Raw genomic sequence first — 26743 nt, 5'->3', positions numbered from 1 at the left:
GCCCCGCCTTGGTTGTACTTCCGTTTCAATTATGTTATGACTATAGAAAACCTAGATAACGGAGGATACAAAAATGTTACAGAAACCTGCAGCAATGATATTTGACCTCGATGGCACGTTATTTCAAACAGAGACGATCGTTATTGAAGCATTTCGTCTTACATACGCTAAACTTCGTGAAGAGGATCTATATCATGGCGACGTACCCGGCGATCAAGAAATTCTGGGCTGCCTAGGCATGCTCCTTGAACATATATGGGAACGCCTCATGCCGAACGCTTCCTTCGAGGTGAGAGAACGCGCGAATGTACTCATGCACGAATATGAGAATGATTTGTTGGACCGTGGTCAAGGGAAGCTCTATGCTGGCGTGGCAGAGACGCTTCAGTCACTTAAGGACCAAGGAATACGTCTATTTGTCGGCAGCAACGGCCTAGAAGGCTATGTCAAGGATGTGACGCGCTATATGGGCATTGATCATCTCTTTGAAGGTCTGTACAGTGCCGGTGAATACCAAACCGCGACGAAAGTCGATTTGGTGCGCATTCTTCTTGAGAACCATCAGGTCCCTACGGCATGGATGGTCGGAGATCGTTCTTCCGATATTGAAGCCGGTAAAAAAAATCAGATCACAGCCATTGGCTGCGATTATGCAGGCTTCCGCAAGTCTGGTGAATTAGAAGGCGCTGACGCCATCATTACGTCTTTTGATGAATTATTACACTTATTCTCATAACAACGAACAAAGCCACCGCAATCGAATGCGGTGGCTCTTTTTTATTCTCCTATATAGTGTAATGAAGCTTCCCGTAGGATCGGTGTACCCTCGCTCTCCGTCACCTCAATGATGACACCACGGACATATACGGATGGGATACGAATAATGGCTTTATGCCCCATATTGATTCCTTCATAGATCTGTACCTGCTTATGCGTCTTTTTGGAGATGATGGAGACCGTAAATCGACGAACCCGCTCCCCCTGCTCCAAGTTCTCCTGCAGTACAACATGATCGATCAGATGTGGTGAATCTGTCTGATAGACCCAAGTACCCGGCTTCTCTTCTACAAAAGCAGAAGTATTTGCAATCGGTTGACCAAATCGACGACGAACCTCATCACCCATTTGCTCCAGCCTCTCAACATCAATCGCTGGTAGCAGACCTTCGCGGTCTGGACCGATGTTCAACAGGAGATTGGTCCCTCTACCGACGGAATGATAATAGAGCCCCATTAGCTCATCGAGCGATTTCAATGTATCTTCATTCTGATCACTATAGAACCAAGTGGAACGCAGCTGTACATCACATTCAGCCGGCAGCCAGAGTTGGCCACCAAGTTCATCTTCCTTATCCGAGAGGATAGACCATTCAACGGAATCCGTCACATTCCACGTAGGAATTGGTGCAATGCCGTCTTCGTTACCAATCCACCGGAAATCTGGATCCCCGATGTTAAAGATGAGAATATTCGGTTGGAGACGGCGAATTTCTCGGATAATCCTCGGCCAATCATATTCATGTCCTTCCGATCCACAGCCATCGAACCATAGAATATCGATATCGTCATAATCACCGAGCAGCTCGGTGATCTGATTCACGAAGTAATCATCGTATGCCTTCGCATCCTGCGTATAGAAATCCGCTGAACCATCGAAAGGTGAATAATAAAGACCTGGCTTCACATCATATTTACGGCATGCCTCGACGAATTCACGCACGACATCCCCTTGTCCATTTTTCCATGGTGAATATTCAACCGAGAACTTCGTATATTTCGAAGGCCAGTTCGAGAATCCATCATGATGTTTGGCCGTCAGCACGGCGTATTCCATTCCCGCTTCCTTCGCATTCCGAATCCACTGATCGCAGTCCAGACCTGTCGGCATGAATGCTTCTGGTGTCATCGCCCTTGCGTCGAAATCCACATACCCCTCGTAAAATGTCCGAAGACCAAAGTGAAGAAATAATCCAAATTCCCAATCTTGAAACTGCAGTTGTTTGACTCTAGGTACAACGGTCGTTTTGCTCAACATTGAAACCTCTCCTCTTGAACTTATTGTTTGTACCTGTATGTACGCGCTTTCAGGAAAATAGTTCCTCTTCGGATTATAAACAACAAAAAACCTCCCTACCGAGTAGAGAGGTTGTGCTTATTATATGAAGGTGGCGGAAAGAGTGGGATTCGAACCCACGCACGCCTTGCGACGCCTAGCTGATTTCGAGTCAGCCCCCTTGGGCCTCTTGGGTACCTTTCCGCAGCAAAACTAATTCTATCACACTTTAAGGCTTTCTGCAACAGGATTGTCCCAAAAATTTAGCCTTCCGTTGGAGGTTTGATGTGCTTCGAATTTCGAAGGACTTTCTTCATATTCTTCTCGAATTTCTGTCTAGGGATGAGAACACTATGCTGACAACCGATACATTTGACCCGGATATCCATCCCCATCCGAATAATCTCCATTTCATTGGTTCCGCACGGATGCGGTTTCTTCATCTGTACGACATCCCATAGTTCGAATTGTTTGCGTTCCACGCTCTATCCCTCCTTCTCAGCTCGGTGATACGTCACCATTCGCGGATATGGAATCTCAATGCCATGCGCATCGAGCAGCCGCTTCATTTCAATATTAACAAATCGTGCTACACCTGCTTGGGTATATGGTTTACACTCGGCAATAATCCGAATTTTCACATCCGATGCGCTCATCATTTGCACGCCGAGCACTTCCGGTACTTTCACCATATCTAAGTTACGTTCCTTTAGTTCAGGCATCGCCTTCTTCATAATCTCAATCGCTTCATCCACGTTCTCTTCATAAGCGACCGAAATATCGATAAATGCGACGGAATTATGCAATGAAAAGTTCGTGACCTCATTGATCATCCCATTTGGAATAATGAAAACTTCCCCTGTCCAGCTCTGGATGCGCGTTGAGCGTAGACCGATCACTTCAACGGTTCCACGATGCGTATTCACTTCGATCACATCACCGACGGCGAACTGGTCCTCGAAGATAATGAAGAACCCTGTAATGATATCTTTCACGAGACTCTGAGCCCCGAAACCAATCGCAAGTCCGAGTACCCCGGCTCCCGCTAGAATAGGTCTTAAATCTACGATATTCCACTCACTAATAATCATGAGAATCATGACGAAGTTAATGACATATGTCGTTACATTTTTGAGCAATTTACCGATCGTAATCATCCGTCTCGGTGTGAACTGCAATCGGTTATCGCCCTTTTTAATAATCAGATGGTTAATTGCCTTATGAAGAACACGAATCAACACGCGGCATACGATAATGATAAGGATCACCTTAAGGATCTCCCACATCATATTCTCCCATAGATTTGGGTTTGTTATTGGCCCCCATATTTTCTTCTGGAACCAATTCAGATTCTGTTCGATGATCTCACCTGTCTCTTCGGCAAGCGCATAATAAGCCACTACACCACTCCCTATCCCATTGTACTACATTTCCACTAACACATATTCATTCTCATGCTGCTCAAAAATCCCCCGGATCTCCACCTGTTCATCTATAATTGTCCTCTTCACCAATTCAACCTCTTGCGCAGGGAAATGAATCGATAACGCACAACCTGCTGTAATTTCCTTCGGGGTCGGACAAATATCGATTTCAATATCTAAGAACTCCAAGAGCATCTCCGTACGTAAAGCCTGCTGGGTTGAATCAAAAGCAATCAGCATCCATGCCCCCATAATTCTGCCTCACTCTCTCTATATAGAATGGATTCTTCTACACTTCGAAGTATAAATTGGCTCTTCCATCCATATACTAGGAATACAAATCATAGACGGAGGTTAACCCCATATGTCCTTTCCCCTGTATTCTAGCCGGATTAAAGAACTACCATCTCTCAAAATTGCGCATACCGAATCTCACATTCATGCAGCCGTCACGAACAGAATAGTAGATTTCCTGACACCCATTCCTGCTGAGAGTACAATTACGGTTGTATGTGTGGGTACAGATCGTTCAACAGGAGACTGTCTTGGACCTCTCGTCGGTTCCGCGCTCTCGAAGTTCAACAGCCCTCTATTCGAGATCTATGGGACGCTCGATCATCCGGTTCATGCCGTGAATTTAAGCGATACATTACAGTACATCGAATCCTCTGTCAAGAATCCGTTCATTATCGGTATTGACGCATGCCTCGGCCAGACGAGCAGCGTTGGGAATATCCAAGTCGCTTCTGGACCTGTTCGGCCTGGTGCAGGGGTGCACAAACAATTGCCGCCTGTCGGCGATATGCACATTACAGGGATCGTCAATGTAGGCGGCTTTATGGAATACTTCGTCCTGCAGAATACCCGCCTGAGCCTCGTCATGAAGCTATCGGACATTATTGCGAACAGCTTATATATGGCCGTCAAACAATGGCATCATCGGCTTAACTCTTACGCTGGGCGAGATTAAGTGCCTCCATCTCTTCAGTAGATAAAGGATATTTGGATTCACCTTGCTCCACAGGCTTGGCATACAAATACGTATTATCACGGCTATGGAGACCACTGAGGATAATTCCATCTTGTTCATCGTTCACAATCGCTAAGGAGAAGCTGAGATCTGCGCCATGACCTTGAAAAGGATTGTATCGTAGAAATCCAACATTGGATTTCATCTTCTTCATTTGCTGATGGATCCCATTCACTTGATTCGAATGTTCCAATTGACCTTCGCGTAATGCATAAATATGTTCTTTCATCTCAATGATGACATCCTCAAGTCCATTCACACCTGTGCCTTCCATCATGAGATCATACTTCTGTCTTAACCGCTTCAGCTTCACAGCCTGGACAATAAACATGATCAATACGATGATCATGAGTAAAGCCATTACACCCATAATAATCCACTGCATTTGTTCTAACATCATCGTGTCCATCTCATCTGTTCTCCCCTACCGTGCAAAATCCTCAATGATCTGTCTTACTGCCGATATCACGGCATAAATATCTTCTTCTGTTGTTGCATAACCCACGCTAACACGTACAGCTCCGCTATCCAGTGTTCCAGCAGATGCATGCGCTAATGGTGTGCAATGCATACCCGATCTGACGGCAATCCCATATTCGCGATCCAGACGAAAAGCGATCTGTGATGCATCTATGCCTTCAATAATAAAGGAGACAATTCCCGTCCGTGGCTGATTCTTGGGTGGTCCTAACAATTGGATACCCTCAAGAGTTTCTAATCCCTCCATCAGCAGCCTCGTCAACAACCATTCTTTAGTATGAATTTTTTCGACGGTCTCATTCAGAATAAATTTGACCCCTTCATTTAATCCTGCAATCCCTACTGTATTCGGTGTTCCTGCCTCGTAACGATCCGGTCGTACCAGTGGCTGCTCCATGTCTTCCGAACGGCTGCCTGTCCCCCCTCGCATGAGCGGCTCCAGATCGACGTGAGGGGCGATATAGAGCCCGCCAGTCCCTTGAGGGCCCAGAAGCCCTTTGTGTCCTGGGAAGGCTAGTAAATCGATCCCCATGCGTTCTACATCGATAGGCAGAATACCAGCTGACTGCGCAGCATCTACAAGCAGGAACGCACCTTGAGATCGTGTGAATTGTCCTATTTCTTCAATAGGTAAGATCGTCCCAAGCAGGTTAGAACTATGGCTGCAGATAACCAGTTTCGTATGTAGCTGGAATGACTCTCTAAACTTCGCCATATCCAGATTACCTGCAGTGTCTGTCTCGATATACGTTACTTCTATCCCACGCGTACGTCTCAAATACTCCAGGGGTCTTCGTACCGAATTATGTTCGATGGACGTTGCGATCACATGATCTCCGGATGATAACACACCCTGGATCGCCATATTAAGTGCCATCGTCGTATTCATCGTAAATGCGATATCATTCGGGTTTCGAATCCCGAATAATTTTGCTAGATTTCTTCTTGTCTGAAAGATCACTCGACTAGCTTGAACCGCCATTGAATGACTGCCCCGACCTGGATTGGCACCATACATAAGCATAGTGCTGCGCATAGCTTCGACGACCTGATCGGGCTTCGGCCATGATGTTGCTGCATGGTCCATATATATGACGCGTTGTTGCACTGAGTCTTCCAAGAATCGCACCCCTCTTTCCCCCAAAAAAAGAATAGCATACCTTAGTGTAATCCTTCACACAGAAGAATTCAATGGCATGCTACTTGGCAACATTTATTCTTAATTCATTAGCCCAACAACTCTAACAACCGTTCCAAATCTTGCTGACTATAATAGGCTAGTTCAATCTTACCTTTATCTTTGTTCGCCTTAATTTTGACCGTTGTTTTGAATCGTTCTCGTAAAGATTCTTCTACTTGATGAATGTATGGATCGCGTTTTTTTGCCTTCGCCTTTTCCTTAACCGCCGTTGTATTCGCGCTTAGGTTCTGAATGGCTTCCTCTAATTCCCGGACACTCCATTCATTGCTAATGGTAAGTTTGGCTAATTCTTTCACCTTACCGACATCTTTGACCCCGGCTATTGCACGAGCATGTCCCATCGATAATGTTCCACGTGAAACATAATCCTTCACTTCTTCAGGGAGCTGCAGTAACCGCAAGAAATTAGCGATATGTGAACGTGACTTGCCAACCTTCATCGATAGCTCCTCTTGCGTTAAGGAGAACTGATCCATTAAGCCTTGGTACGCAACCGCAACCTCAATGGCATTCAGATTCTCACGTTGGAGATTCTCGATTAGTGCAATTTCCATCACTTGTTGGTCATTAAAGTTACGAACAACCGCCGGAATTGTAGCATTCCCGCATAATTGCGAAGCACGGAAACGACGTTCCCCTGCAATGATTTCAAAACCCTTCAATACACTACGAACAATAATCGGTTGAATAACACCATGTTGCTTAATCGATTCGGCTAATTCTTGAATCGAAGCTTCATCAAATGTCTTGCGCGGCTGATACGGGTTGGGACGTAATTGACCTAACATAATTTCGATTACTTTGTCATCTTCATGAATAGACAATGATGGAATAAGTGCATCCAACCCTTTACCTAGACGTTTATTCACTTGATATCACTTCCTTTGCAAGTTCCAAGTACACTTCCGCACCTTTCGATCTCGGATCATACGTAATAATTGACTCGCCATGCGAAGGGGCTTCACTCAGCCTTACGTTGCGAGGAATAACGGTTTGATATACTTTTTGCTGGAAATATTTTTTGACCTCTTCAATCACTTGAATGCCTAAATTGGTTCGAGCATCGAACATCGTAAGTAGGACACCTTCAATTTGCAACGACGTATTTAAATGTTTCTGAACGAGCCGCACCGTATTCAGCAGTTGACTCAATCCTTCTAACGCATAATATTCACATTGAATCGGGATAATGACCGAATCCGCCGCTGTTAGTGAATTGATCGTTAGGATCCCGAGCGATGGCGGACAATCAATAATAATATAATCGAACATATGCTTCACCAGGTGAAGCGACTTCTTAAGACGAACCTCACGAGATATCGTAGGAACCAATTCAATTTCTGCACCAGCTAGTTGAATCGTTGCCGGCAGAATACTTAGTCCTGGAATTTGAGTTGGAAGAATCGCATCCTTCGGATGCACATCATTAATTATTACGTCATAGACGCAATTCGTAACGTCTGCTTTATTCACACCGATACCGCTTGTTGTATTCCCCTGCGGATCGATGTCAACCAATAAGACTCGTTTGCCGAGCGTGGCAAGTGCAGCTGATAAATTAACAGAAGTCGTTGTTTTACCAACGCCCCCCTTTTGGTTGGTTACAGCTATGATTTTAGACACTCATTCTCACCTCAAATTTATCAACAAGAAGACAGCAGTCATCGCTACCGCTGAACCGTGAAGCTTCTTTATGATCTTTTTGGAATTTTAATGACAATCTCGTAATGGTCTTCATGATCTTTCTCATCGGTTTTAATCTGCATCCCTGTACCGGACACCATCTCAATCGATTGACGAATTGTATTCAGAGCAAGACGTACATCTTTCGTGAATGAAATACGTTTGGACTTGTTCTTCGGCTGCAACGCTTCTTTATAGAAGGCAACACGAGTTTCCGTCTGTTTTACATTTAGTTCTTTTGTTATTATATCATTCAATACCTTTAATTGCAGTTCTTCCGAATCAAGTGAGAGCAGCGCTCTTGCATGACGCTCCGTAATTTGACGTTCCATCAGCGCCAATTTCACAGATTCAGGTAAATTTAATAGACGAATTTTATTCGCAATGGTCGATTGGCTCTTACCCAGACGCTGAGCCAAGCTCTCTTGCGTTAGACTATGTAAATCCATTAATTTCTGATACGCTACCGCTTCTTCAATCGAAGTTAAGCCTTCACGTTGTAAGTTCTCGATTAAGGCGATTGACGCCGCTTGGGAGTCATTGAACTCGCGAACAATTGCAGGAATCGTATCCAGGCCAAGACGCGTAACCGCCCGCCAACGACGTTCCCCCGCAATAATCTCATACTTCCCATTGCGCATACGAACAACAATCGGTTGAATCACGCCATGCGTTTTGATCGTCTGGCATAGTTCATCGATTTTTTCATCGTCAAATATTGTTCGTGGTTGATAAGGACTTGTAACAATCTCCGCAACCGGGATTTGCTTGATCTCATCCTGATTATTTTTTTCTGCGATTCCAAATAGTTTAGACAATTGTTCTTTCATTTCGTATGATACCACCTAAATTCATAATCGCACTCGAATGGCAATCAGAACGATAACTAACAGGCACTGTTTTGTTGATTCTACCCTATCAATCTATGAATGTTCTGATGGATTCTTGCGTTCAGAGAACACATGAAAAAACAGCTCACGCACTTCACTCCATGGAATAGTAGCGCCGCTACGTTTCAATCCATTTGCCTCTCGATGTACCTAAACCATGATCCAGTAGAAACTTCAGCATGTCTATCCAACCGCAAAAAATGTTTTCGCCAATGAACAAAATCCGTGCATTCGTTTCGATATTCAATTCATAAAAAACAAAAATTAAGAGAATGAGGCTTTTCATAGCTGAATAGCCTCACATGGATAACGTCCCTAGAAGTACGACAAAGTTGGTTCTTCTAGCAAATTACTTCTATTACTATATATTCTCCAGTTCTATCGCGTTTTCCTGCCAGACATTTGGCGTGAAGCAACATTTTCATGAAATGTTCCACGTGAAACATCTCTTTCCTTATGCTGCGGAAAATTTATACGAGCGGACTTTTTAAAGGCGTTCCTGCTTTGCGAGGGTATTTGGCTGAGGTTGGGCCTTTCTTATCGACGATAACGATATGACGATCTGAATCTTCTACGGGGAGTTTGAAATGTTCAACCCGATTAACGCTGCCCTTCAACTCTTTGAAGCTTCGTGCAGCTTCCTTAATTTCATCTGTCAGATCTGTTCCCTTCATCGCTGCGAAGGTTCCCCCAACTCTTACAAATGGAAGACAGAATTCGTTCAAGACTGCAAGACGCGCAACCGCACGTGCGGTTACGAGATCGAAATAATCACGATATTTGAATTGTCGAGCAACATCCTCTGCACGTCCATGAATGCATTGCACATCGGAGAATCCGAGCTGCTCAACTAAATGATTCAGAAATTGAATGCGCTTGTTCAACGAATCTACAATCGTAACTTTTAAATGCGGGAAACAGATTTTTAGAGGAATGCTCGGAAATCCTGCACCAGAACCAATATCTGCGACTGTCGTTATCTCCTTCATATTCAAAAAGAAAGAAAGTGATACAGAGTCGTAGAAATGCTTCGTATAGACCTGCTCTCTTTCTGTAATACCCGTTAAATTCATTTTCTCATTCCAAGTGACCAATTCTCTCAAATAAATCTCAAATTGATTGAGTTGTTGCTCGGTCAGCGAAATATCATATTTCGCCAACCGTTCTGCAAACACAGTTTGAATGTGATCCATAATTTATCCTCTCGATGCTGTTACGCGGTTATAGTGTTCCAAGTATACGAGCAGAATTGAAATGTCTGCTGGTGTTACGCCGGAAATCCGTGAAGCCTGCCCAATGGAAATCGGACGGATTTTATTCAGCTTCTGCTTCGCTTCTGTCGCGATTCCATGAATGTCGGTGTAATCAATATCATCCGGGATTTTCTTCTTCTCCATCTTCTGAAGACGTTCAACTTGTAGTAATTGCTTCTCAATATAACCCGAATATTTAATTTGAATTTCTACTTGCTCTTTCATTTCTTCTGTTAATTCATGCGAAGATGGTGAAATCGGTTCGATATGCGCATAAGTCACTTCAGGTCGACGAAGCAATGTCAGAATGTCCACCCCATTCGTTAATGGTGCAGATCCGACCGAAGCAAGCATCGCTTGCACTTGCTCGTCTGGGCGAATCTTCGTCGTGCGAAGTCGCTCGATTTCTAGCTCGACCATTTCCTTCTTATGCATAAATTTCGCATATCGTTCTTCTGTGATCAGACCAATCTCATGCCCTATTGGTGTAAGTCTAAGATCCGCATTGTCATGGCGCAATAAAAGACGATATTCTGCACGAGATGTCAGCAATCGATAAGGCTCGCTCGTGCCCTTCGTTACCAGATCATCAATAAGTACGCCAATGTACCCTTGGGATCGATCTAACACGACAGCTTCTTTGCCTTGTACTTTACGAGCAGCATTAATTCCGGCCATAATTCCTTGTCCTGCCGCTTCCTCATACCCTGATGTTCCGTTAATTTGTCCCGCTGTGAATAGTCCAGGTACCAGCTTCGTTTCCAAAGAAGGATAAAGCTGTGTAGGCACAACAGCATCATATTCGATCGCATACCCTGTACGCATCATATCGACTTTCTCGAGGCCAGGAATCGAACGAAGAATTTGCAATTGTACATCTTCTGGCATACTAGTCGAGAGTCCTTGTACATAATACTCCGATGTATTTTTACCTTCTGGCTCCAAGAAAATTTGATGTTTTGGCTTATCGCTGAACCGTACAATTTTATCTTCAATGGAAGGGCAATAACGTGGCCCTGTCCCTTCAATCGCACCCGAGAACATTGGTGCACGGTGCAAGTTATCATTAATAACCTGATGCGTCGCAGATGATGTGTACGTCAACCAACAAGGGAGCTGTTCATTGCTCGATGAAATCGTCTCGAAGGAGAAGAACTTCGGATGCTCATCACCAGGTTGAATTTCGGTCTTGGAGAAGTCAATCGTATCTTTATGAACACGCGGTGGTGTTCCTGTTTTGAATCGAACCAACTGTAGTCCTAACTCACGAAGCGATTCAGACAATCTAACCGATGGCTGTTGGTTATTTGGTCCGCTCTCATACATCAGTTCACCCATGATGATCTTACCGCGTAGATACGTCCCTGTCGTTAAGACAACAGCCTTCGCACGATACTGCGCACCTGTCTTCGTTACAGCACCTACACATTTGCCATCCTCAACAATAAGCTCTTCTACCATCCCTTGGCGAAGTGTTAAATGCGCCGTCTCTTCAATCGTCTTCTTCATCTCATGTTGATACAGGAATTTATCAGCTTGCGCCCGAAGGGCATGAACAGCCGGTCCCTTCCCTGTATTCAGCATTCGCATCTGAATGAACGTCTTATCGATATTGCGTCCCATCTCTCCCCCAAGGGCATCGATTTCACGCACGACATGACCTTTAGCCGGACCACCAATCGATGGATTACACGGCATAAACGCCACCATATCTAAATTGATTGTGAGCAGTAAAGTCTCACATCCCATCCTTGCAGATGCGAGTGCAGCTTCAACACCTGCATGCCCTGCACCGATGACAATCACATCATATTCCCCAGCTAAATAGCCCATTTTCCGATCCTCCTTATTACTTACCTAGACAGAATTGACTAAATATTTGATCAATCAGCGAATCGCCTACTGCATCGCCAATAATTTCACCTAACTGTTCCCACGCCGCTCTTACATCAATCTGGATCAAATCAATCGGAATATGCTCTTCCGTTGCCCCAATCGCATCTTGAAGTGACACAATGGCCTTTTTCAGCAATGCAATATGTCGAACATTGCTCACATAGGTCAAATCATTCGATTCAATACCGCCGCTGAAGAAGATGCCGGCAATGGCTGCCTCTAATGCATCCAGTCCCTCTTGCTCTTTAACCGACATCTTCACAATCCGATCCGGTTCGAACATCTCTTCAATCTGACGCAGCTCGAGTTGTCGTGGTAAATCCATTTTATTCAGTACGACAATCACTTGTCTACTCTTGATTTGTTCCATCAGTTGCAAGTCATCGGCATGCAGCGGCTCATTCTGATTCATCACCAAAACGACAAGATCCGCATCCTCAAGCGCAGATTTCGACCGCTCGACACCAATTTGCTCGACCACATCCGCTGTTTCGCGAATACCCGCTGTATCTAATAACTTAAGCGGAATACCATTAATCGTAATGAATTCCTCAATCACATCACGCGTTGTCCCAGGAATATCCGTAACAATTGCCTTGCTCTCTTTGGCTAATGCATTTAATAAGGAAGATTTACCGACATTCGGACGTCCGACAATCGCCGTTACGATCCCTTCCCTTAATATTTTGCCTTCATTCGCCGTTCTTAACAACTTCTCGATACTCTCCATCACCTGTGAACATTTCTCACGAATAAACGCACTCGTCAGCGATTCGACATCATGCTCTGGATAATCAATATTCACTTCAATATGCGCCATCGTCTCAAGCAACGTATACCTTTGGGCTTCAATCTCTTTCGACAAATTTCCTTGTACTTGCTTGAACGCTGCCGAGAACGCACGTTCTGATTTGGAACGTATTAAGTCGATAACGGCTTCGGCTTGAGATAAGTCAATCCGGCCATTCAAGAAGGCGCGCTTTGTGAATTCACCGGGCTCAGCCAGACGAACATTCTGCTGCAGTAAAATGTCCATCACTCTTTTGACTGCGATCACGCCGCCATGTGTACTAATCTCAACGACATCTTCCATCGTAAAGGAACGCGGCGCACGCATTACGGTCACGAGCACTTCTTCCATTTTCTCACGCGTATTCGGGTTAACAATATATCCATAGTGAATCGTATGGGAATCCACTTGCGTTAATTTATTTTTCGCGGCAAATATCGAATCGACAATCGTGACCGACTCTGGACCGCTCACGCGAACAATCGCAACACTCCCCTCACCTACGGCTGTTGCAATGGCTGCTATCGTATCATTGATCATGCTAACACCTCTTCATCTATGAAAAAAGCAATGACTCGGCATCGATCCAGGAGTCATTGCATTTTCGTCTACTTAAGTGTAATAATCACACGGCGATTTGGTTCTTCGCCTTTACTAAATGTTTTTACTTTTGGATGATTTTGAAGCTTCGCGTGAATCATTTTCCGCTCTTGCGGCGACATCGGTTCGAGTACGACCTCTTTCCGAGTCCGGATCACTCGGCCAGCGAGTCTATCCGCTAGATCCTCAAGCGTCTTTCTGCGGCGGTCGCGGAACGATTCAGCATCGAGCACAACGCGCAGATGATTCTTCGAATATCGGTTAACGACAATATTCGTCAGATACTGCAGCGCATCCAAGGTCTGACCTCGACGCCCGATGAGCAATCCGAGATTGGATCCGGTAATGTTCAAGACATGACCTTCACGATCTTGTGTATGCTCGACTTCAATCTCTAAATCCATTGTACTTGCCACTTCTTGAATAAAGCGTATGGCTTCTCTTACCGGGAACGTATCGTCTTTCTCTTCCACTGCAACAGGCTCTACAGCTTGTACCGCCGAAATCGTTGCAGCCTCTGGCTCAGGGAACAGCGTTAATTCTACCTTTGCTGCTCTGGCACCGATGAGGCCGAACAATCCTTTGGACGGCTGCTCTAATACTGTAATCGAAACGCGATCCTCAGTTGTATTCAACTGGGTTAAACCGTTCTTTACTGCATCCTCAATCGATTTACCTGAAGCTACGACTGTTCTCATTTGGCAGGGAGGGCCTCCTTGTCTTTACCCGATTTTCTTTTATATAGGAAGTAATTCTGAATAATTGTATAAAGGTTACTGTATATCCAATAGAGTGGCAACGCGGCTGGGAACTGAATCGCCATCACGAAGATCAATACTGGGAAGATGAAGAACATCATTTTCATTGCGCCCGTCGCTTGCGTTGGCATCATCTTCGATTGTACGAATGTTGTGATTGCCGCAATGACCGGTAGAATGTAGAGATGATCTGGTTTGCCCAGCTCCATCCATAAGAAAGCGTGCTCTTTAATATGAATGTTCATGTAAATCGAATTATACAGTGCGATGAATACCGGCATCTGAATAAGTAATGGAAGACATCCTGCAAGAGGATTGATTGAATTCTGTTGGAACAGCTTCATTGTCTCTTCCTGTTGTTTCTTCGGATCGTCTTTATACTTCTGCTTGATCTTGTTGACTTCCGGCTGAATCTCTTGCATTGCTTTGGAACTGCGCATTTGCTTGATTGTGAGTGGTAAGATTAACGTACGTACGATCAACGTGAGCACTAGAATAGCTAGACCATACTCTCCGCCAAACCATCTTGCGAATGTATCCAGTGCATAGGAGAAATAATACACGACATTAGACTGCCAAAATCCTCCGTTTTTCATCTCTTCCGTCGTCAACGATGCATGTTGTGTTGTCGAAGTACAGCCCGCGAGCAAGACAACCAGCATCACAAGTGCGACGAGGACAATCCATTTACGGTTACGTAGCTTATTCAGAAACAAGATTCATAACTCCTCTCTTCGCCTACCGATTCCAATGTAAATAATAACATATTTAATACAACAAAGAAACTGTCCACATGCTAGCGGGACCGCTTAATGAGCGATGCTTTTTTGAGCACATGCAGAATACTCTTCTCCATCTCTTGAAAAGACATCTGGACAGCCCCTTTTCGTACAATAAAGACCATATCGACATGGTCGATGATCCGTGCTTCATTTTTACGGACAATTTCCTTAATGAGCCTACGCATTCTATTGCGAACGACCGCATTCCCAATTTTTTTACTTGCAGAGATGCCTAATCGAAACCGATCGATTTCCGGCTTGTTGAACCAATACACCACAAATTGATGATTGGCGAATGATTTGCCATGCCGATAGACACGTGTGAAGTCTGCACGATTAGTTAAACGCAGTTTTTTTTGCACGACGAACTCCTCTGGCCTCATGAGATTAGATCAACTGTCAGTATCGACCAACAGACACCTTTATAAACCGTACCATTGCATACGATTTCTTCTCCTTACATGAAAAAAAGACCACCAAAAGTGGTCTTATCATACGCTCTAAGCGCTTAATTTGTTTCTGCCTTTAAGACGACGAGCAGCTAAAACCTTGCGGCCGTTCTTCGTGCTCATTCTCTTACGGAAACCATGAACCTTTTTACGTTTACTTACATTTGGTTTAAATGTAGGTCTCATTTATTTGCACCTCCTCAAAGGAATTCCAATTATCGGTCTTCAAAAAACACCTTATACCATTAAATCATGGGCTGCTCCAAATGTCAACCAATCCCTCTTTATACCATATAGAAGATATTCGCTCAAATGTATGACATTCTTCCTTGATCCATAAACTATACCACTCACATTATCCACAGCCCTGCCCGAATACATATACACAGATTTGTTCGACAAAAACTTACCCACAGCGGACAACCTGTGAATAATAAAAATCACATTTTGGATAACTTTGTCGTTTATTCAACAAGTTATAAACAATATCTTGTGTTGTATATAAAAATTATACACAAGTTATTGAATTTGTGGATAAAATCCTTGAATCCGTTGAAAATCAAGCCTCTTTTTGCTATGCTTAGATTACTTTTTGCTGTGAATAGCCGTTTAAATTAACAATCTTATCAACAGCCTGTGGATAACGTTGTGAACAAACTTCGATGTAAGGGTACAAAATCAGTTGCACGATACTGCATTTTGTGGATATTTCTACATCGTTTTTTCTTTTTCTACGACATTGGACAAGCTTAGCTTGTTCAAAAGGCACCCCCATGGCTACAACCACATTTGAAATAATAATAAGGAGTGACTTCTGTGGATAGCAGCCATACGAACGAAATATGGCATCAAATTTTGTCTGTCATCCAAACAAAATTAAGCAAACCCAGCTTTGATACCTGGTTTAAAGCAACGCGACTCGTATCCCTGAGTGATTCTTCCGTCATCATATCGGCACCGACTTCTTTCGCAGTAGAATGGCTTGAAAGCCGCTATACCAAATTAGTCGCATCTGCCATTTCTGAATATTTGGACAAAAAAGTTGACGTCAAGTTTGTCATCGACGAACCGAAACAGATCGATCTACTGCCACCTCAACCATTAACGGCAGCTACAGAGCCGGTCGTTCAAGACGAACCATTTCCTCATATGTTAAATCCGAAGTATACCTTCGATACATTTGTTATTGGTGCGAATAACCGTTTTGCCCATGCTGCGTCGCTTGCCGTAGCAGAAGCTCCGGCCAAAGCCTATAATCCGCTCTTCTTATATGGGGGCGTTGGTCTTGGCAAGACGCACTTAATGCATGCGATCGGTCAATTTATATTGGAGCATAATCCTTCCGCCAAAGTACTCTATCTTTCATCTGAGAAATTTACGAATGAATTTATTAATGCCATTCGTGATAACCGTGGGGAAAGCTTCCGGAATAAATACCGCAACATCGATATTTTGCTGATCGATGATATTCAATTTCTAGCGGGGAAAGACGGGACACAAGAGGAATTCTTCCATACTTTCAATGCGCTGCATGAAGAACGGAAGCAGATCATCATTTCCAGTGACCGGCCGCCGAAAGAAATACCGACATTGGAAGAAAGACTTCGTTCCCGGTTTGAATGGGGTTTAATTACCGATATTCAGGCTCCGGATCTGGAGACGCGTATCGCAATTCTTCGGAAAAAAGCGAAAGCAGAGAATCTGGATATTCCGAATGAAGCCATGGTCTATATTGCCAGTCAAATTGATACGAACATTCGAGAGCTCGAGGGCGCTCTTATTCGTGTCGTTGCCTATTCTTCGCTCATTAATGAAGACATCACATCGCATCTCGCAGCCGAAGCACTCAAGGATATTATCCCATCTGCCCGTCCGCGAATGATTACGATTCAACATATTCAACAGAAAGTCGGCGAATTCTACAATTTGAAGCTCGAGGATTTCAAAGCAAGAAAGCGGACCAAAGCGGTTGCTTATCCGAGACAAATTGCGATGTATCTCTCACGCGAATTAACGGATTATTCCCTTCCGAAGATCGGCGAAGCTTTTGGCGGGCGCGACCATACGACGGTCATCCATGCCCATGAGAAAATCAGCCAAAATCTGAAGAACGATCAGGAATTATATAAAATCATCAATAACATCACAGAGAAAATTAAAAACCCTACGTGATATGACGTTTTCTTCTAAAAATCTATCAACACCTATACTTCAAAACAAAAACGCCTATGCACAATCTATACACATGTGGATAGGCTTCATTTTTGGACGTTTAAGGCACTTATCCACATATTCAGGGTGCCTACTACGATTACTAATAATTATTTAAAGAATTACAACTATACACAGCGTCGTACGAATTCATTTTTCCCAAGGAAAATGTAAAAGGAGAATTCCCATGAAAATCAGTATTTTAAAACATGAACTCAATGATTCGATACAAAATGTATCTAAGGCGATTTCCAGTCGAACTACAATTCCCATTCTCAGTGGTATCAAAATCGATGTTTCTTACCAAGGGGTAACTTTAACAGCAAGTGATACAGATATTTCGATTCAAAGTTTTATTCCTGTTGAAGACGATAAACAAACCATCGTTCAAATCGAGAAAATTGGTAGCGTCGTATTGCCTGCTAAATTTTTTATCGAAATGATTAAGAAATTGCCGTCAGAATTTATCGAAATTGAAGTAAAAGAACATTTCCAGACGTTTATCCGTTCTGGTGCAACAGATATTCAAATGGTCGGCCTGGATCCTGAAGAATTCCCTGTACTTCCAACGATCGAAGAAAACGAAGTACTCAGTATTAACGGGGATCTTCTCAAAACGATGATCAAACAAACCGTATTCGCAATTTCAACGAACGAAAGCACACCGATTCTAACGGGGATCCTCTGGAATCTATCCGGCAATGAATTGAAATTTGCAGCAACAGACCGCCACCGCTTAGCAAGCCGCACGGCAACGATCCAAGTTGAATCCGAGGCTCGGTTTAACAATGTTGTTATTGCAGGTAAAACCTTAAATGAATTAAGCAAAATCGTGCCGGATCAAAATACAATTGTCGACATTGTCGTATCGGATAACCAAGTGTTATTCAAAATCGATCGTGTCTTGTTCTATTCGCGTATATTGGACGGCATTTATCCCGATACTTCTAAAATTATTCCGCAGAATTACAAAACAGAACTCGTCCTGGATACAAAAAAATTAACGGAAGCAATTGATCGTGCTTATTTGCTATCCCGCGAAGAAAAGACGAACATTGTACTACTCTTGACCAAAGAGGACGGCAGCATCGAGATTTCTTCGAGCTCGACACAGCTTGGTAAAGTAACAGAGCAGTTGGACGCGCGTGAATTTAACGGCGAGCCACTTCGCATCACATTTAACTCCAAATATATGCTAGACGTGCTGAAAGTCATCGAAAGCGAATATATATTTATTGGATTCACAGGCGCCATGAGCCCGATCATCATTAAACCGACAGATCATCAGAACAGCTTGCATCTGATCCTGCCGTATCGTACACCGCAAGTCTAATTAGGCACCACGAATCGCTTTTTGAAAGGGACGGGATGATGAAGAAGATTACGATTAAGACCGAATATATTACATTAGGCCAATTCTTGAAGCTATCGGACTGCATTGCAACAGGAGGCCACGCGAAGTTTTTCCTGCAGGAGGAACAAGTATGGGTCAACGGAGAACCTGAAAATCGTCGCGGACGCAAGCTATATGACTCCGATATTGTCAAAGTGGACGGGCATGGCGAGTTTCAAGTCGAACGATCTACGCTTTCGTAATAAGTTGTCGATTCAGACACGAGGGGAGACGAAGGCGTGTTCGTTAAAAACATTCGGCTGCAGAACTACCGCAATATTCCCGAGATAGAACTAAATACCGACCAAAAAGTGAACATTTTCATTGGTCAGAATGCGCAGGGCAAGACGAATTTGCTTGAAGCGATCTTCGTACTTGCCCTGACCAAATCGCATCGCACGGATAAGAACAAAGAACTAATCGGCTGGGGAGAATCGAGAGCGCATCTCGAAGCAGTTGTGGATAAGAAGTATGGGCCCGTTCATCTCGAGCTCAATCTCGCCCAACAAGGCAAGCAGGCGAAGATCAACGGGCTCGAGCAGAAGAAGCTTAGCAATTTCATTGGGGCGCTCAATGTTGTCATGTTCGCGCCGGAAGACTTGGAAATTGTCAAAGGGACACCTGGGATTCGCCGGCGGTTCCTCGATATCGAGATCGGTCAAGTCCAGCCCAATTACCTCTACGCTCTCCAGCAATATCAGAAAATTGTCGTTCAGCGTAACAATGTACTTAAGAATGCATGGCAGCAAGGAGCCTCCTCCCAAGCGATGCTCGATGTATGGAACGAACAGCTTGTGACACAAGGTGTTAAAATCATCAAAAAAAGGAAACAATTTATAAGTAAATTAGAACAGTGGGCCAAATCGATTCATCAAGGGATTACGAACGGTATTGAAGAGCTCTCGATTAGCTACCTTCCTTCTTTCCCCATGGACGGGTCGGAAGATGAAGCTGTCTTATTTGAGCATTTTATGATAAAGTTATCACAAATGAAGGAACAGGAAATACGGCGTGGAATAACCCTCGTAGGGCCTCATCGCGATGATCTCTCTTTTTATATCAACGATAAAGAAGTTCAAACGTACGGTTCACAAGGCCAACAGCGCACGACCGCACTATCGCTTAAATTAGCTGAGATTGAGCTCATTCATGAGGAAATTGGCGAATATCCGGTACTTCTGCTGGATGATGTACTGTCAGAACTTGACCAGAATCGACAAACGCAGTTGATCGAGACGTTCCAGAGCAAGGTGCAGACGTTCATTACGACGACAGGTATCGAGAGCATTCATGCGAGCAAGCTGAAAGATGCGAACATCTACCATGTCCGTTCGGGAAATGTAATGCGTTAAGCACTGAAATCAGCCTTTTGAAGAAGGCTTTGAGGAGTGGAATCTGATGTATATTCATTTAGGCGGGGAAAAGGTGATTCGCTCGTCAGAGCTCGTAGCAATTTTCGATGTATCCATTGAGAAATCATCTAAGTGCTCGAAGCAATTTCTATCCCATGCGGAAGGGCAGAAGAACGTGGAAGTAATCGGCGAGGAAGAAGCGAAATCCATCGTTGTCACCAAAGGCAAAATATATTATTCCCCGATTTCCTCTACGACGTTGAAAAAAAGAGCGAACTCTTTTACGGCGGGGGCGTAAAAATCCTCGATTCGTTGAATTGAAACTATAGAAGTAGGTGAAGGGCATGTCTATGAACCAAAATACTTATGATGAGAGTCAGATTCAGGTACTCGAAGGGCTTGAGGCTGTTCGTAAACGTCCTGGGATGTATATCGGCTCAACCAGCGGTAAAGGGCTTCATCATTTGGTATGGGAAGTAGTCGATAATAGTATTGATGAGGCTTTGGCCGGTTATTGCGACACCATTCAAATTATTATTCATGAAGATAATAGTATTACCGTTATTGATAATGGGCGCGGTATTCCAGTAGGTGAGAATGCGAAGCTGAAGCGTCCGACACTTGAAGTTGTTCTAACCGTTTTGCATGCCGGGGGTAAATTCGGTGGTGAAGGCTATAAAGTATCGGGTGGTTTGCACGGGGTAGGGGTATCCGTCGTTAATGCGTTGTCAGAGCAACTCATTGCTCAAGTTCGACGTGACGGTCATATCTATCAACAAGAATTCCGTCGGGGTACGCCGCAATATGATATGAAAGTGGTTGGCGAGTCGGATGAGACGGGAACAACCATCCGATTTAAACCGGATCCAGAGATCTTTACAGATACAACGGTCTATGAATACGATACCTTGGTATCTCGTGTTCGTGAGCTTGCCTTCTTGAACAAAGGCATCTCCATTGTTATTCTTGATGAGCGCTCAGGCCAGACACATACATTCAAAGCCGAAGGCGGGATTATTGAATTCGTTAAATATTTGAACCGCAGCCGCGAAGTATTGCATGAACAGCCGATCTACGTTGAGGGAATGAAGGATAATATCCAAGTGGAAGTCGCGCTGCAATACAATGAAGGTTATACCGAGAATATTTATTCTTTTGCCAATAATATCAATACCCATGAGGGCGGAACGCATGAATCGGGCTTCAAGAGTGCCTTGACGCGGATCATTAACGACTATGCACGTCGTGTGAACTTGCTTAAGGATAATGACTCCAACTTCTCAGGTGATGATGTACGTGAAGGATTAACGGCGATTATCTCCGTGAAAATTCCTGAACCGCAATTCGAAGGTCAGACGAAGACGAAGCTCGGGAACAGTGAAGTTCGCGGGATCGTAGAATCCTTCTTCGCAGAGAAATTCCAGGAGTTCTTGGATGAGAATCCTGCTGTATCGCGTAAAATCGTTGAGAAGGGCCAACAAGCCGCACGTGCACGTGAAGCTGCGAAGAAAGCTCGTGAACTGACACGTCGTAAGAGTGCGCTTGAAGTGAGTTCATTGCCTGGGAAATTAGCAGACTGTTCCTCGAAGGATGCTTCGATCAGCGAATTGTACATCGTAGAGGGTGACTCTGCGGGCGGTTCGGCGAAGCAAGGACGCGATCGTCATTTCCAAGCGATTCTACCGCTTCGTGGTAAGATTTTGAACGTTGAGAAGGCACGCCTCGATCGGATTCTATCGAACCTTGAGATTCGTGCGATCATTACGGCAGCAGGTACAGGAATTGGTGAAGATTTTGATCTTGCGAAAGCACGTTATCATAAAATCATCATCATGACGGACGCCGATGTCGACGGTGCGCATATTCGGACACTTCTTCTGACGTTCTTCTATCGTTACATGCGCAAGTTGGTTGATGCAGGTTATATCTATATTGCGCAGCCGCCACTATTCAAAGTGGAACGTAATAAAGTCGTGCGTTACGCTGGTAGTGAAAAAGAACGTGACGATATCATTGCGGAGTTCGGCGAAGGTGCGAAATATAATGTCCAACGTTATAAAGGTCTCGGTGAGATGAATGCTGGGCAGCTGTGGGAGACGACAATGGATCCTGAGAGCCGCTCGATGCTGCAAGTGACAATCGATGACGCGATGGAAGCAGATGCGATCTTCGATGCACTGATGGGAGATAACGTTGAACCAAGACGTGACTTCATTCATCAATATGCGAAAGATGTTAAGAACCTAGATATTTAGATCACAGGGGAGATGGGGAACCATCTTCCTTTTCTTTTAAACAGGGTAATACCATGAAAAGAAATGAAAACAGCAGGACAATCATCTTATTCAATGGTATAATAGAGGTATTGTGCCGCGTTGCACGGACGCCATCGTCCATAGGTTTAATTGTACTTGGATGGTGGAACAAATAGAAATAAATGGATTATGTTTTGAGGGATATACAGTTTGAGGAGGTCCAGCATGTCAGAAGAAACACGCTCGCAAATTAAAGATCGGGACATTGGTGTTGAAATGCGCGAATCCTTCATGGATTATGCGATGAGCATCATTGCTAGCCGTGCTTTACCTGATGTTCGCGATGGTCTGAAGCCGGTTCACCGTAGAATTTTGTTCGCGATGTCGGAGCTCGGCATGTCGCCCGACAAGCCGTACAAGAAATCGGCGAGAATCGTCGGAGAAGTTATCGGTAAGTATCATCCTCACGGGGATTCGGCTGTCTATGAGACCATGGTCCGGATGGCACAAGATTTCTCGCTTCGATATATGTTGATCGACGGGCATGGTAACTTCGGTTCCATTGACGGTGATTTTGCAGCGGCAATGCGTTATACCGAAGCACGGTTGTCTAAGATTGCAATGGAAATGCTGCGCGACATTAACAAAGAAACGGTCGATTTTGCACCGAACTATGACGGGGAAGAGCATGAACCGGTTGTTTTGCCGGCTCGCTTTCCGAATTTGCTCGTTAATGGGGTTTCGGGGATCGCTGTCGGGATGGCTACGAATATTCCGCCACACAACTTGTCCGAAGTTATTGATGGGGTTCAGGCGCTGATTAACAATCCTGAGATCACGCCAATGGAACTAATGGATTACATAAAGGGTCCTGATTTCCCAACATCCGGCTATATCCTTGGACGGGAAGGAATTCGTCAAGCTTATGCCACAGGACGCGGATCGGTTACGATGCGCGCACGTGCAACCATCGAAGAGAACGGGAATCGTGCACGAATCGTAGTCCATGAACTGCCTTACCAAGTCATCAAAGCGCGTCTCGTCGAGAAAATTGCTGAATTGGTTCGTGAGAAGAAATTAGAAGGAATAACAGATTTAAGAGATGAATCCGACCGTAACGGCATGCGCATCGTGATTGAGCTTCGTAAAGATGTGAATCCGAATGTGGTATTGAATAATCTCTATAAACATACAGCGATGCAGACGAACTTCGGGATTAATATGCTTGCTCTAGTCGATAAGCAGCCTAAAGTTCTGAATTTGAAAGATATGCTCTATCACTACCTGGAGCATCAGAAGGTCGTTATCCGTCGTCGTACAGAGTTCGATCTGAAGAAAGCAGAAGCTCGCGCTCATATTTTAGAGGGACTTCGTATTGCGCTTGATCATATCGATGAAGTGATCGCATTGATTCGTGGATCCAAGTCAGACGAAGAAGCGCGTGAAGGCTTAATTACTCGGTTCGGTCTAAGTTTCGATCAGGCTCAAGCGATTCTCGATATGCGTCTACGCCGGTTAACCGGTTTGGAACGCGATAAGATCGAGAATGAGTACCAAGAACTCATGTTGAAGATTGCGGAGTATCGTGAGATTCTTGCGAATGAACAGCTTGTGCTCGATATCATTAGTGAAGAATTGAACGAGATCAAGACACGATTTGGTGATGAGCGCCGTACCGAAATTACGGTTGGTGAAGAGAGCATCTTGGACGAGGATCTTATCCCACAGGAAGATGTGATCGTGACGATTACCCATTCGGGTTATATCAAGCGTCTTCCAGTGAACACATACCGCAGTCAACGACGCGGCGGTAAAGGTGTTATTGGGATGGATACGAAAGACAACGACTTCGTTGAGCATCTTTTCGTAACCAATACGCATCATTACCTCATGTTCTTCACGAATAAAGGTAAGGTGTACAAGATCAAGGGTTATGAGATCCCAGATCTAAGCCGTACGGCTAGAGGGACACCAATCATCAACTTGATTCATATCGAGCAGGGTGAGACGATTAATGCCGTCATTCCAGTCCAGAAATTTGACAGTGATGAATATTTGTTCTTCGCGACACGTCAAGGGATTGTGAAGAAGACACCGCTTGATGATTATACGAATATTCGTAAGGGCGGCTTGATTGCGATTAATCTTCGTGAAGACGATGATCTGATCGGGGTTAAGTTAACAGACGGTAATCAAGAGATTATTATGGGAACAAGCCAAGGAATGTCGATCCGCTTCTCCGAGAGCGATGTTCGTTCGATGGGACGCAGCGCAACCGGGGTTAAAGGGATTAACATTGCTGAAGATGATAAAGTCATCGATATGGATATCGTGGATCCGGAGCTTGAGGTGTTGATTGTAACTTCCAAAGGTTACGGTAAACGTACCCCAGCAACAGAGTATCGTTCTCAGACTCGTGGCGGTAAAGGGATTAAGACCATTAACGTCACGGAGAAGAATGGCCCTGTTGTAGGACTCAAAGTGGTTCGTAATGAAGAAGACTTGATGATCATTACGGAATCAGGCACATTGATTCGGATGAGCATGTCAGGTATCTCCACGATGGGACGTTATACGCAAGGGGTTAGATTGATTAATATCCGTGAAGATGATTCGGTTGCAACGGTAGCACGCGCGGATAAGAGTGAAGAAGAAGAAGAGTCGAATGGGGAATTCCAGGATCAAGCAGAGGGTCTAGAATCAGTTGATGAAGCAGCTGAGTCGGGTACAGAAGTGCAAGATGCAGAAGAACCAGGGGATTCAGAAGAATAGACAATCGTAGTTGCATATACGGGAGAAGTGAAGCCACAATGGCGAATGTGACGGTATCAGGGCTGAAACTAGGCGATAAAATCATACAAGATGTGCATACTCCGCTCGGTAGTTTGTTGTTTCATAAGGGGAAAGTCATTCTTCAGCGTGATTTAGAAATCCTACAAGCTTTTCTTATCACGCAGGTGGCGGTTGATCGACAGGAAGACAAATTAAAGGCACAAGAAATAGAGGAGGGGAGTGATTCTGTCACTCCTTCTGTGACAACTCCCGCCTCGTTATCTTTTTATGAGCAATATGAGAAAATGGTCTCATTGGTCAAACGGGCATTCAAGAGCGCTATCGTGAATGATATTCCCGTGCTGGAGCTGCGTTCTCAACTTGAATTACTAATTGATCAGATATCGCAATATAACGTGCTAACCTTCACACCTCGCCAGATGAAAGAGCAGGAGTACATGTATCACAATGCTGTACTCGTAGCCTTAACCTCTTATATGCTCGCGAAGTGGAAGGGTATCCCGCAGAAAGAACTTATGCAGGTTGCTTTAGCGGGATTGCTGCACGATATTGGGAATGCCAAGGTCGATCCGGACATTCTCTTCAAGCCTATCGCATTAACGAGCGAAGAGACGGAAGAGGTACGGCGTCATACGACCTACGGATATAACTTACTTAAGAATCTTGCATCGATTAATGATGGGGTCAAAAGGACAGCCTTGCAGCATCATGAGAAGATTGATGCCTCGGGCTACCCGTTAGGTGTTAAATCGGAGCAGATTCATCCTTATGCCAAAATTGTTGCTGTAGCAGATATTTTCCATGCGATGACGTTGAATCGAGCGTTCAAGAAAGCAGCATCGCCCTATTCGGTGCTAGAGCTGCTTGCAGAAGAATCTTTCGGCAAATTGGATGCGGATTGTGTACGTACATTTATTCATCGTGTAACTCAGTTCCACAATGGTATGATCGTACGATTGAATGATGGGCGTATGGGGGAGATTGTATTCTCAGATCATCAACATCCGACACGTCCATGGGTTTCCGTTAAAGGACAGATTATTAATTTGGTTCATGAGCGCAACCTATATATCCAAGAGATTATAAGTTAAGGTTTATTTTTAAAAAAAAGTTGACTGATATAGATAAGCTGTGATATATTAATATTCCGCCCAAGAGAGGCGGGACAATAATATATCGCAGCTTATCTTCTTTAAAAGAGATTTTAAAAAAGATTCAAAAAAAAGCTTGCATTATGAAATCAAACATGATATATTATAAAAGTTGCTGCTGAGAACAACGGCGACAACGAGAAAGACATTGATCTTTGAAAACTGAACAACGAATGATTGAAAGAATACATGAGATCAGCAATGATCTCGCCAGAAGTTTTAAATGAGCAAGTCAAACACTTTATTGGAGAGTTTGATCCTGGCTCAGGACGAACGCTGGCGGCGTGCCTAATACATGCA

Annotated in this window: 26 protein-coding genes, 1 tRNA gene and 1 rRNA gene; 11 read left to right on the top strand and 17 right to left on the bottom strand. The window is 44.2% G+C overall.

What is annotated here, in order from left to right; all coding sequences use genetic code 11:
• Window positions 1-73 precede the first annotated feature (73 nt).
• On the top strand, window positions 74-736 hold the full coding sequence (locus AC3WU2_RS16260) for an HAD family hydrolase (RefSeq protein WP_492455900.1): 663 nt from the start codon (window positions 74-76) through the stop codon (window positions 734-736).
• Between the two features lie 41 nt (window positions 737-777).
• Here AC3WU2_RS16260 and AC3WU2_RS16255 read toward each other — a convergent pair whose 3' ends face one another.
• From AC3WU2_RS16255 to AC3WU2_RS16235, 5 genes are all read right to left on the bottom strand, one after another.
• The gene (locus tag AC3WU2_RS16255) at window positions 778-2034 is read right to left on the bottom strand and encodes an alpha-L-fucosidase (RefSeq protein WP_492455898.1); all 1257 of its coding nucleotides are present in this window, start codon (window positions 2032-2034) and stop codon (window positions 778-780) included.
• Window positions 2035-2165: 131 nt separating this feature from the next.
• Window positions 2166-2256: transfer RNA gene (locus tag AC3WU2_RS16250), tRNA-Ser, on the bottom strand.
• Between the two features lie 59 nt (window positions 2257-2315).
• Window positions 2316-2534, bottom strand: coding sequence for a DUF951 domain-containing protein (locus tag AC3WU2_RS16245; protein ID WP_492455896.1), 219 nt, complete (start codon window positions 2532-2534; stop codon window positions 2316-2318).
• 3 nt (window positions 2535-2537) lie between these two features.
• On the bottom strand, window positions 2538-3452 hold the full coding sequence (locus tag AC3WU2_RS16240) for a mechanosensitive ion channel family protein (RefSeq protein ID WP_492455894.1): 915 nt from the start codon (window positions 3450-3452) through the stop codon (window positions 2538-2540).
• Between the two features lie 24 nt (window positions 3453-3476).
• Window positions 3477-3728 carry a putative Se/S carrier protein gene (locus tag AC3WU2_RS16235; RefSeq protein WP_492455892.1) on the bottom strand — a complete coding sequence of 84 codons (252 nt, stop codon included), beginning with the start codon at window positions 3726-3728 and terminating at the stop codon, window positions 3477-3479.
• A 112-nt stretch (window positions 3729-3840) separates the two neighbouring features.
• Here AC3WU2_RS16235 and yyaC point away from each other — a divergent pair, with 112 nt between their 5' ends.
• Window positions 3841-4446, top strand: coding sequence for a spore protease YyaC (yyaC, locus tag AC3WU2_RS16230; RefSeq protein ID WP_314590205.1), 606 nt, complete (start codon window positions 3841-3843; stop codon window positions 4444-4446).
• Here the strand turns inward: yyaC and AC3WU2_RS16225 are convergent.
• The 12 genes from AC3WU2_RS16225 to rpmH all read right to left on the bottom strand — a co-directional run bounded on the left by AC3WU2_RS16225 (window position 4421) and on the right by rpmH (window position 15474).
• Window positions 4421-4915, bottom strand: a complete 495-nt coding sequence (locus AC3WU2_RS16225; RefSeq protein WP_492455889.1) for a DUF4446 family protein — start codon at window positions 4913-4915, stop codon at window positions 4421-4423. The two genes, yyaC and AC3WU2_RS16225, sit on opposite strands and share 26 nt — an antisense overlap.
• Before the next feature lie 15 nt (window positions 4916-4930).
• Window positions 4931-6073, bottom strand: a complete 1143-nt coding sequence (locus AC3WU2_RS16220) for an aminotransferase class V-fold PLP-dependent enzyme (RefSeq protein ID WP_492456342.1) — start codon at window positions 6071-6073, stop codon at window positions 4931-4933.
• A gap of 140 nt (window positions 6074-6213) precedes the next feature.
• A complete protein-coding gene (locus tag AC3WU2_RS16215) occupies window positions 6214-7056 on the bottom strand; it encodes a ParB/RepB/Spo0J family partition protein (protein WP_018754161.1) in 843 nt (280 codons plus the stop codon).
• Window positions 7049-7810, bottom strand: a complete 762-nt coding sequence (locus AC3WU2_RS16210) for a ParA family protein (protein WP_018754160.1) — start codon at window positions 7808-7810, stop codon at window positions 7049-7051. The genes AC3WU2_RS16215 and AC3WU2_RS16210 overlap by 8 nt, the downstream gene beginning before the upstream one ends.
• A gap of 68 nt (window positions 7811-7878) precedes the next feature.
• The gene (noc, locus tag AC3WU2_RS16205; protein WP_492455886.1) at window positions 7879-8700 is read right to left on the bottom strand and encodes a nucleoid occlusion protein; all 822 of its coding nucleotides are present in this window, start codon (window positions 8698-8700) and stop codon (window positions 7879-7881) included.
• A 530-nt stretch (window positions 8701-9230) separates the two neighbouring features.
• A complete protein-coding gene (gene rsmG / locus AC3WU2_RS16200; RefSeq protein ID WP_492455884.1) occupies window positions 9231-9953 on the bottom strand; it encodes a 16S rRNA (guanine(527)-N(7))-methyltransferase RsmG in 723 nt (240 codons plus the stop codon).
• Between the two features lie 3 nt (window positions 9954-9956).
• A complete protein-coding gene (gene mnmG, locus AC3WU2_RS16195) occupies window positions 9957-11846 on the bottom strand; it encodes a tRNA uridine-5-carboxymethylaminomethyl(34) synthesis enzyme MnmG (RefSeq protein ID WP_492455882.1) in 1890 nt (629 codons plus the stop codon).
• A gap of 16 nt (window positions 11847-11862) precedes the next feature.
• Window positions 11863-13239: a tRNA uridine-5-carboxymethylaminomethyl(34) synthesis GTPase MnmE gene (gene mnmE, locus AC3WU2_RS16190; RefSeq protein WP_492455880.1), complete on the bottom strand. Its 1377-nt coding sequence runs from the start codon at window positions 13237-13239 to the stop codon at window positions 11863-11865.
• A gap of 68 nt (window positions 13240-13307) precedes the next feature.
• On the bottom strand, window positions 13308-13997 hold the full coding sequence (gene jag, locus AC3WU2_RS16185) for an RNA-binding cell elongation regulator Jag/EloR (protein WP_018754154.1): 690 nt from the start codon (window positions 13995-13997) through the stop codon (window positions 13308-13310).
• Window positions 13994-14773 carry a YidC/Oxa1 family membrane protein insertase gene (locus tag AC3WU2_RS16180; RefSeq protein ID WP_018754153.1) on the bottom strand — a complete coding sequence of 260 codons (780 nt, stop codon included), beginning with the start codon at window positions 14771-14773 and terminating at the stop codon, window positions 13994-13996. The genes jag and AC3WU2_RS16180 overlap by 4 nt, the downstream gene beginning before the upstream one ends.
• Before the next feature lie 80 nt (window positions 14774-14853).
• Window positions 14854-15201: a ribonuclease P protein component gene (gene rnpA, locus AC3WU2_RS16175; RefSeq protein ID WP_492455878.1), complete on the bottom strand. Its 348-nt coding sequence runs from the start codon at window positions 15199-15201 to the stop codon at window positions 14854-14856.
• Window positions 15202-15339: 138 nt separating this feature from the next.
• Window positions 15340-15474, bottom strand: coding sequence for a 50S ribosomal protein L34 (rpmH, locus tag AC3WU2_RS16170; RefSeq protein ID WP_018754151.1), 135 nt, complete (start codon window positions 15472-15474; stop codon window positions 15340-15342).
• A gap of 630 nt (window positions 15475-16104) precedes the next feature.
• Here rpmH and dnaA point away from each other — a divergent pair.
• The 9 genes from dnaA to AC3WU2_RS16125 all read left to right on the top strand — a co-directional run.
• Window positions 16105-17460 carry a chromosomal replication initiator protein DnaA gene (dnaA, locus tag AC3WU2_RS16165; RefSeq protein WP_018754150.1) on the top strand — a complete coding sequence of 452 codons (1356 nt, stop codon included), beginning with the start codon at window positions 16105-16107 and terminating at the stop codon, window positions 17458-17460.
• Between the two features lie 226 nt (window positions 17461-17686).
• Window positions 17687-18832, top strand: a complete 1146-nt coding sequence (dnaN, locus tag AC3WU2_RS16160; RefSeq protein WP_018754149.1) for a DNA polymerase III subunit beta — start codon at window positions 17687-17689, stop codon at window positions 18830-18832.
• Window positions 18833-18870: 38 nt separating this feature from the next.
• Window positions 18871-19095 (top strand): S4 domain-containing protein YaaA, encoded by a 225-nt coding sequence (yaaA, locus tag AC3WU2_RS16155; protein ID WP_492456339.1) that lies wholly within the window; start codon window positions 18871-18873, stop codon window positions 19093-19095.
• Window positions 19096-19131: 36 nt separating this feature from the next.
• Complete coding sequence (recF, locus tag AC3WU2_RS16150) at window positions 19132-20244, top strand: DNA replication/repair protein RecF (protein WP_379351752.1); 1113 nt, start codon at window positions 19132-19134, stop codon at window positions 20242-20244.
• Between the two features lie 46 nt (window positions 20245-20290).
• Window positions 20291-20542, top strand: coding sequence for an extracellular matrix regulator RemB (gene remB, locus AC3WU2_RS16145; RefSeq protein ID WP_018754146.1), 252 nt, complete (start codon window positions 20291-20293; stop codon window positions 20540-20542).
• Window positions 20543-20588: 46 nt separating this feature from the next.
• Window positions 20589-22499, top strand: a complete 1911-nt coding sequence (gene gyrB, locus AC3WU2_RS16140) for a DNA topoisomerase (ATP-hydrolyzing) subunit B (RefSeq protein WP_492455873.1) — start codon at window positions 20589-20591, stop codon at window positions 22497-22499.
• Window positions 22500-22724: 225 nt separating this feature from the next.
• Window positions 22725-25271, top strand: coding sequence for a DNA gyrase subunit A (gyrA, locus tag AC3WU2_RS16135; protein WP_492455871.1), 2547 nt, complete (start codon window positions 22725-22727; stop codon window positions 25269-25271).
• A gap of 38 nt (window positions 25272-25309) precedes the next feature.
• Entirely contained in the window at window positions 25310-26383 is a 1074-nt protein-coding gene (locus AC3WU2_RS16130) for an HD-GYP domain-containing protein (RefSeq protein WP_492455869.1), read from the top strand.
• 301 nt (window positions 26384-26684) lie between these two features.
• Window positions 26685-26743: ribosomal RNA gene (locus AC3WU2_RS16125) — 16S ribosomal RNA — on the top strand; the annotation flags it as partial.

Source organism: Paenibacillus sp. EB106-05-06-XG162, assembly GCF_058791655.1.
Note: the sequence above shows the minus strand (reverse complement) of the source record. Positions and strands in the feature narration are given on the sequence as shown.

Excerpts from the sequence above, each read along its gene's own strand:
- rpmH (WP_018754151.1), bottom strand. The coding sequence starts at position 15,474 with ATGAGACCTACATTTAAACCAAATGTAAGTAAACGTAAAAAGGTTCAT.
- remB (WP_018754146.1), top strand. The coding sequence starts at position 20,291 with ATGTATATTCATTTAGGCGGGGAAAAGGTGATTCGCTCGTCAGAGCTC.
- AC3WU2_RS16225 (WP_492455889.1), bottom strand. The coding sequence starts at position 4,915 with ATGGACACGATGATGTTAGAACAAATGCAGTGGATTATTATGGGTGTA.
- gyrA (WP_492455871.1), top strand. The coding sequence starts at position 22,725 with ATGTCAGAAGAAACACGCTCGCAAATTAAAGATCGGGACATTGGTGTT.
- AC3WU2_RS16255 (WP_492455898.1), bottom strand. The coding sequence starts at position 2,034 with ATGTTGAGCAAAACGACCGTTGTACCTAGAGTCAAACAACTGCAGTTT.
- mnmG (WP_492455882.1), bottom strand. The coding sequence starts at position 11,846 with ATGGGCTATTTAGCTGGGGAATATGATGTGATTGTCATCGGTGCAGGG.
- yaaA (WP_492456339.1), top strand. The coding sequence starts at position 18,871 with ATGAAGAAGATTACGATTAAGACCGAATATATTACATTAGGCCAATTC.
- mnmE (WP_492455880.1), bottom strand. The coding sequence starts at position 13,239 with ATGATCAATGATACGATAGCAGCCATTGCAACAGCCGTAGGTGAGGGG.
- dnaN (WP_018754149.1), top strand. The coding sequence starts at position 17,687 with ATGAAAATCAGTATTTTAAAACATGAACTCAATGATTCGATACAAAAT.
- rsmG (WP_492455884.1), bottom strand. The coding sequence starts at position 9,953 with ATGGATCACATTCAAACTGTGTTTGCAGAACGGTTGGCGAAATATGAT.
- AC3WU2_RS16260 (WP_492455900.1), top strand. The coding sequence starts at position 74 with ATGTTACAGAAACCTGCAGCAATGATATTTGACCTCGATGGCACGTTA.
- gyrB (WP_492455873.1), top strand. The coding sequence starts at position 20,589 with ATGTCTATGAACCAAAATACTTATGATGAGAGTCAGATTCAGGTACTC.
- AC3WU2_RS16130 (WP_492455869.1), top strand. The coding sequence starts at position 25,310 with ATGGCGAATGTGACGGTATCAGGGCTGAAACTAGGCGATAAAATCATA.
- jag (WP_018754154.1), bottom strand. The coding sequence starts at position 13,997 with ATGAGAACAGTCGTAGCTTCAGGTAAATCGATTGAGGATGCAGTAAAG.
- yyaC (WP_314590205.1), top strand. The coding sequence starts at position 3,841 with ATGTCCTTTCCCCTGTATTCTAGCCGGATTAAAGAACTACCATCTCTC.
- AC3WU2_RS16235 (WP_492455892.1), bottom strand. The coding sequence starts at position 3,728 with ATGGGGGCATGGATGCTGATTGCTTTTGATTCAACCCAGCAGGCTTTA.
- AC3WU2_RS16220 (WP_492456342.1), bottom strand. The coding sequence starts at position 6,073 with ATGGACCATGCAGCAACATCATGGCCGAAGCCCGATCAGGTCGTCGAA.
- noc (WP_492455886.1), bottom strand. The coding sequence starts at position 8,700 with ATGAAAGAACAATTGTCTAAACTATTTGGAATCGCAGAAAAAAATAAT.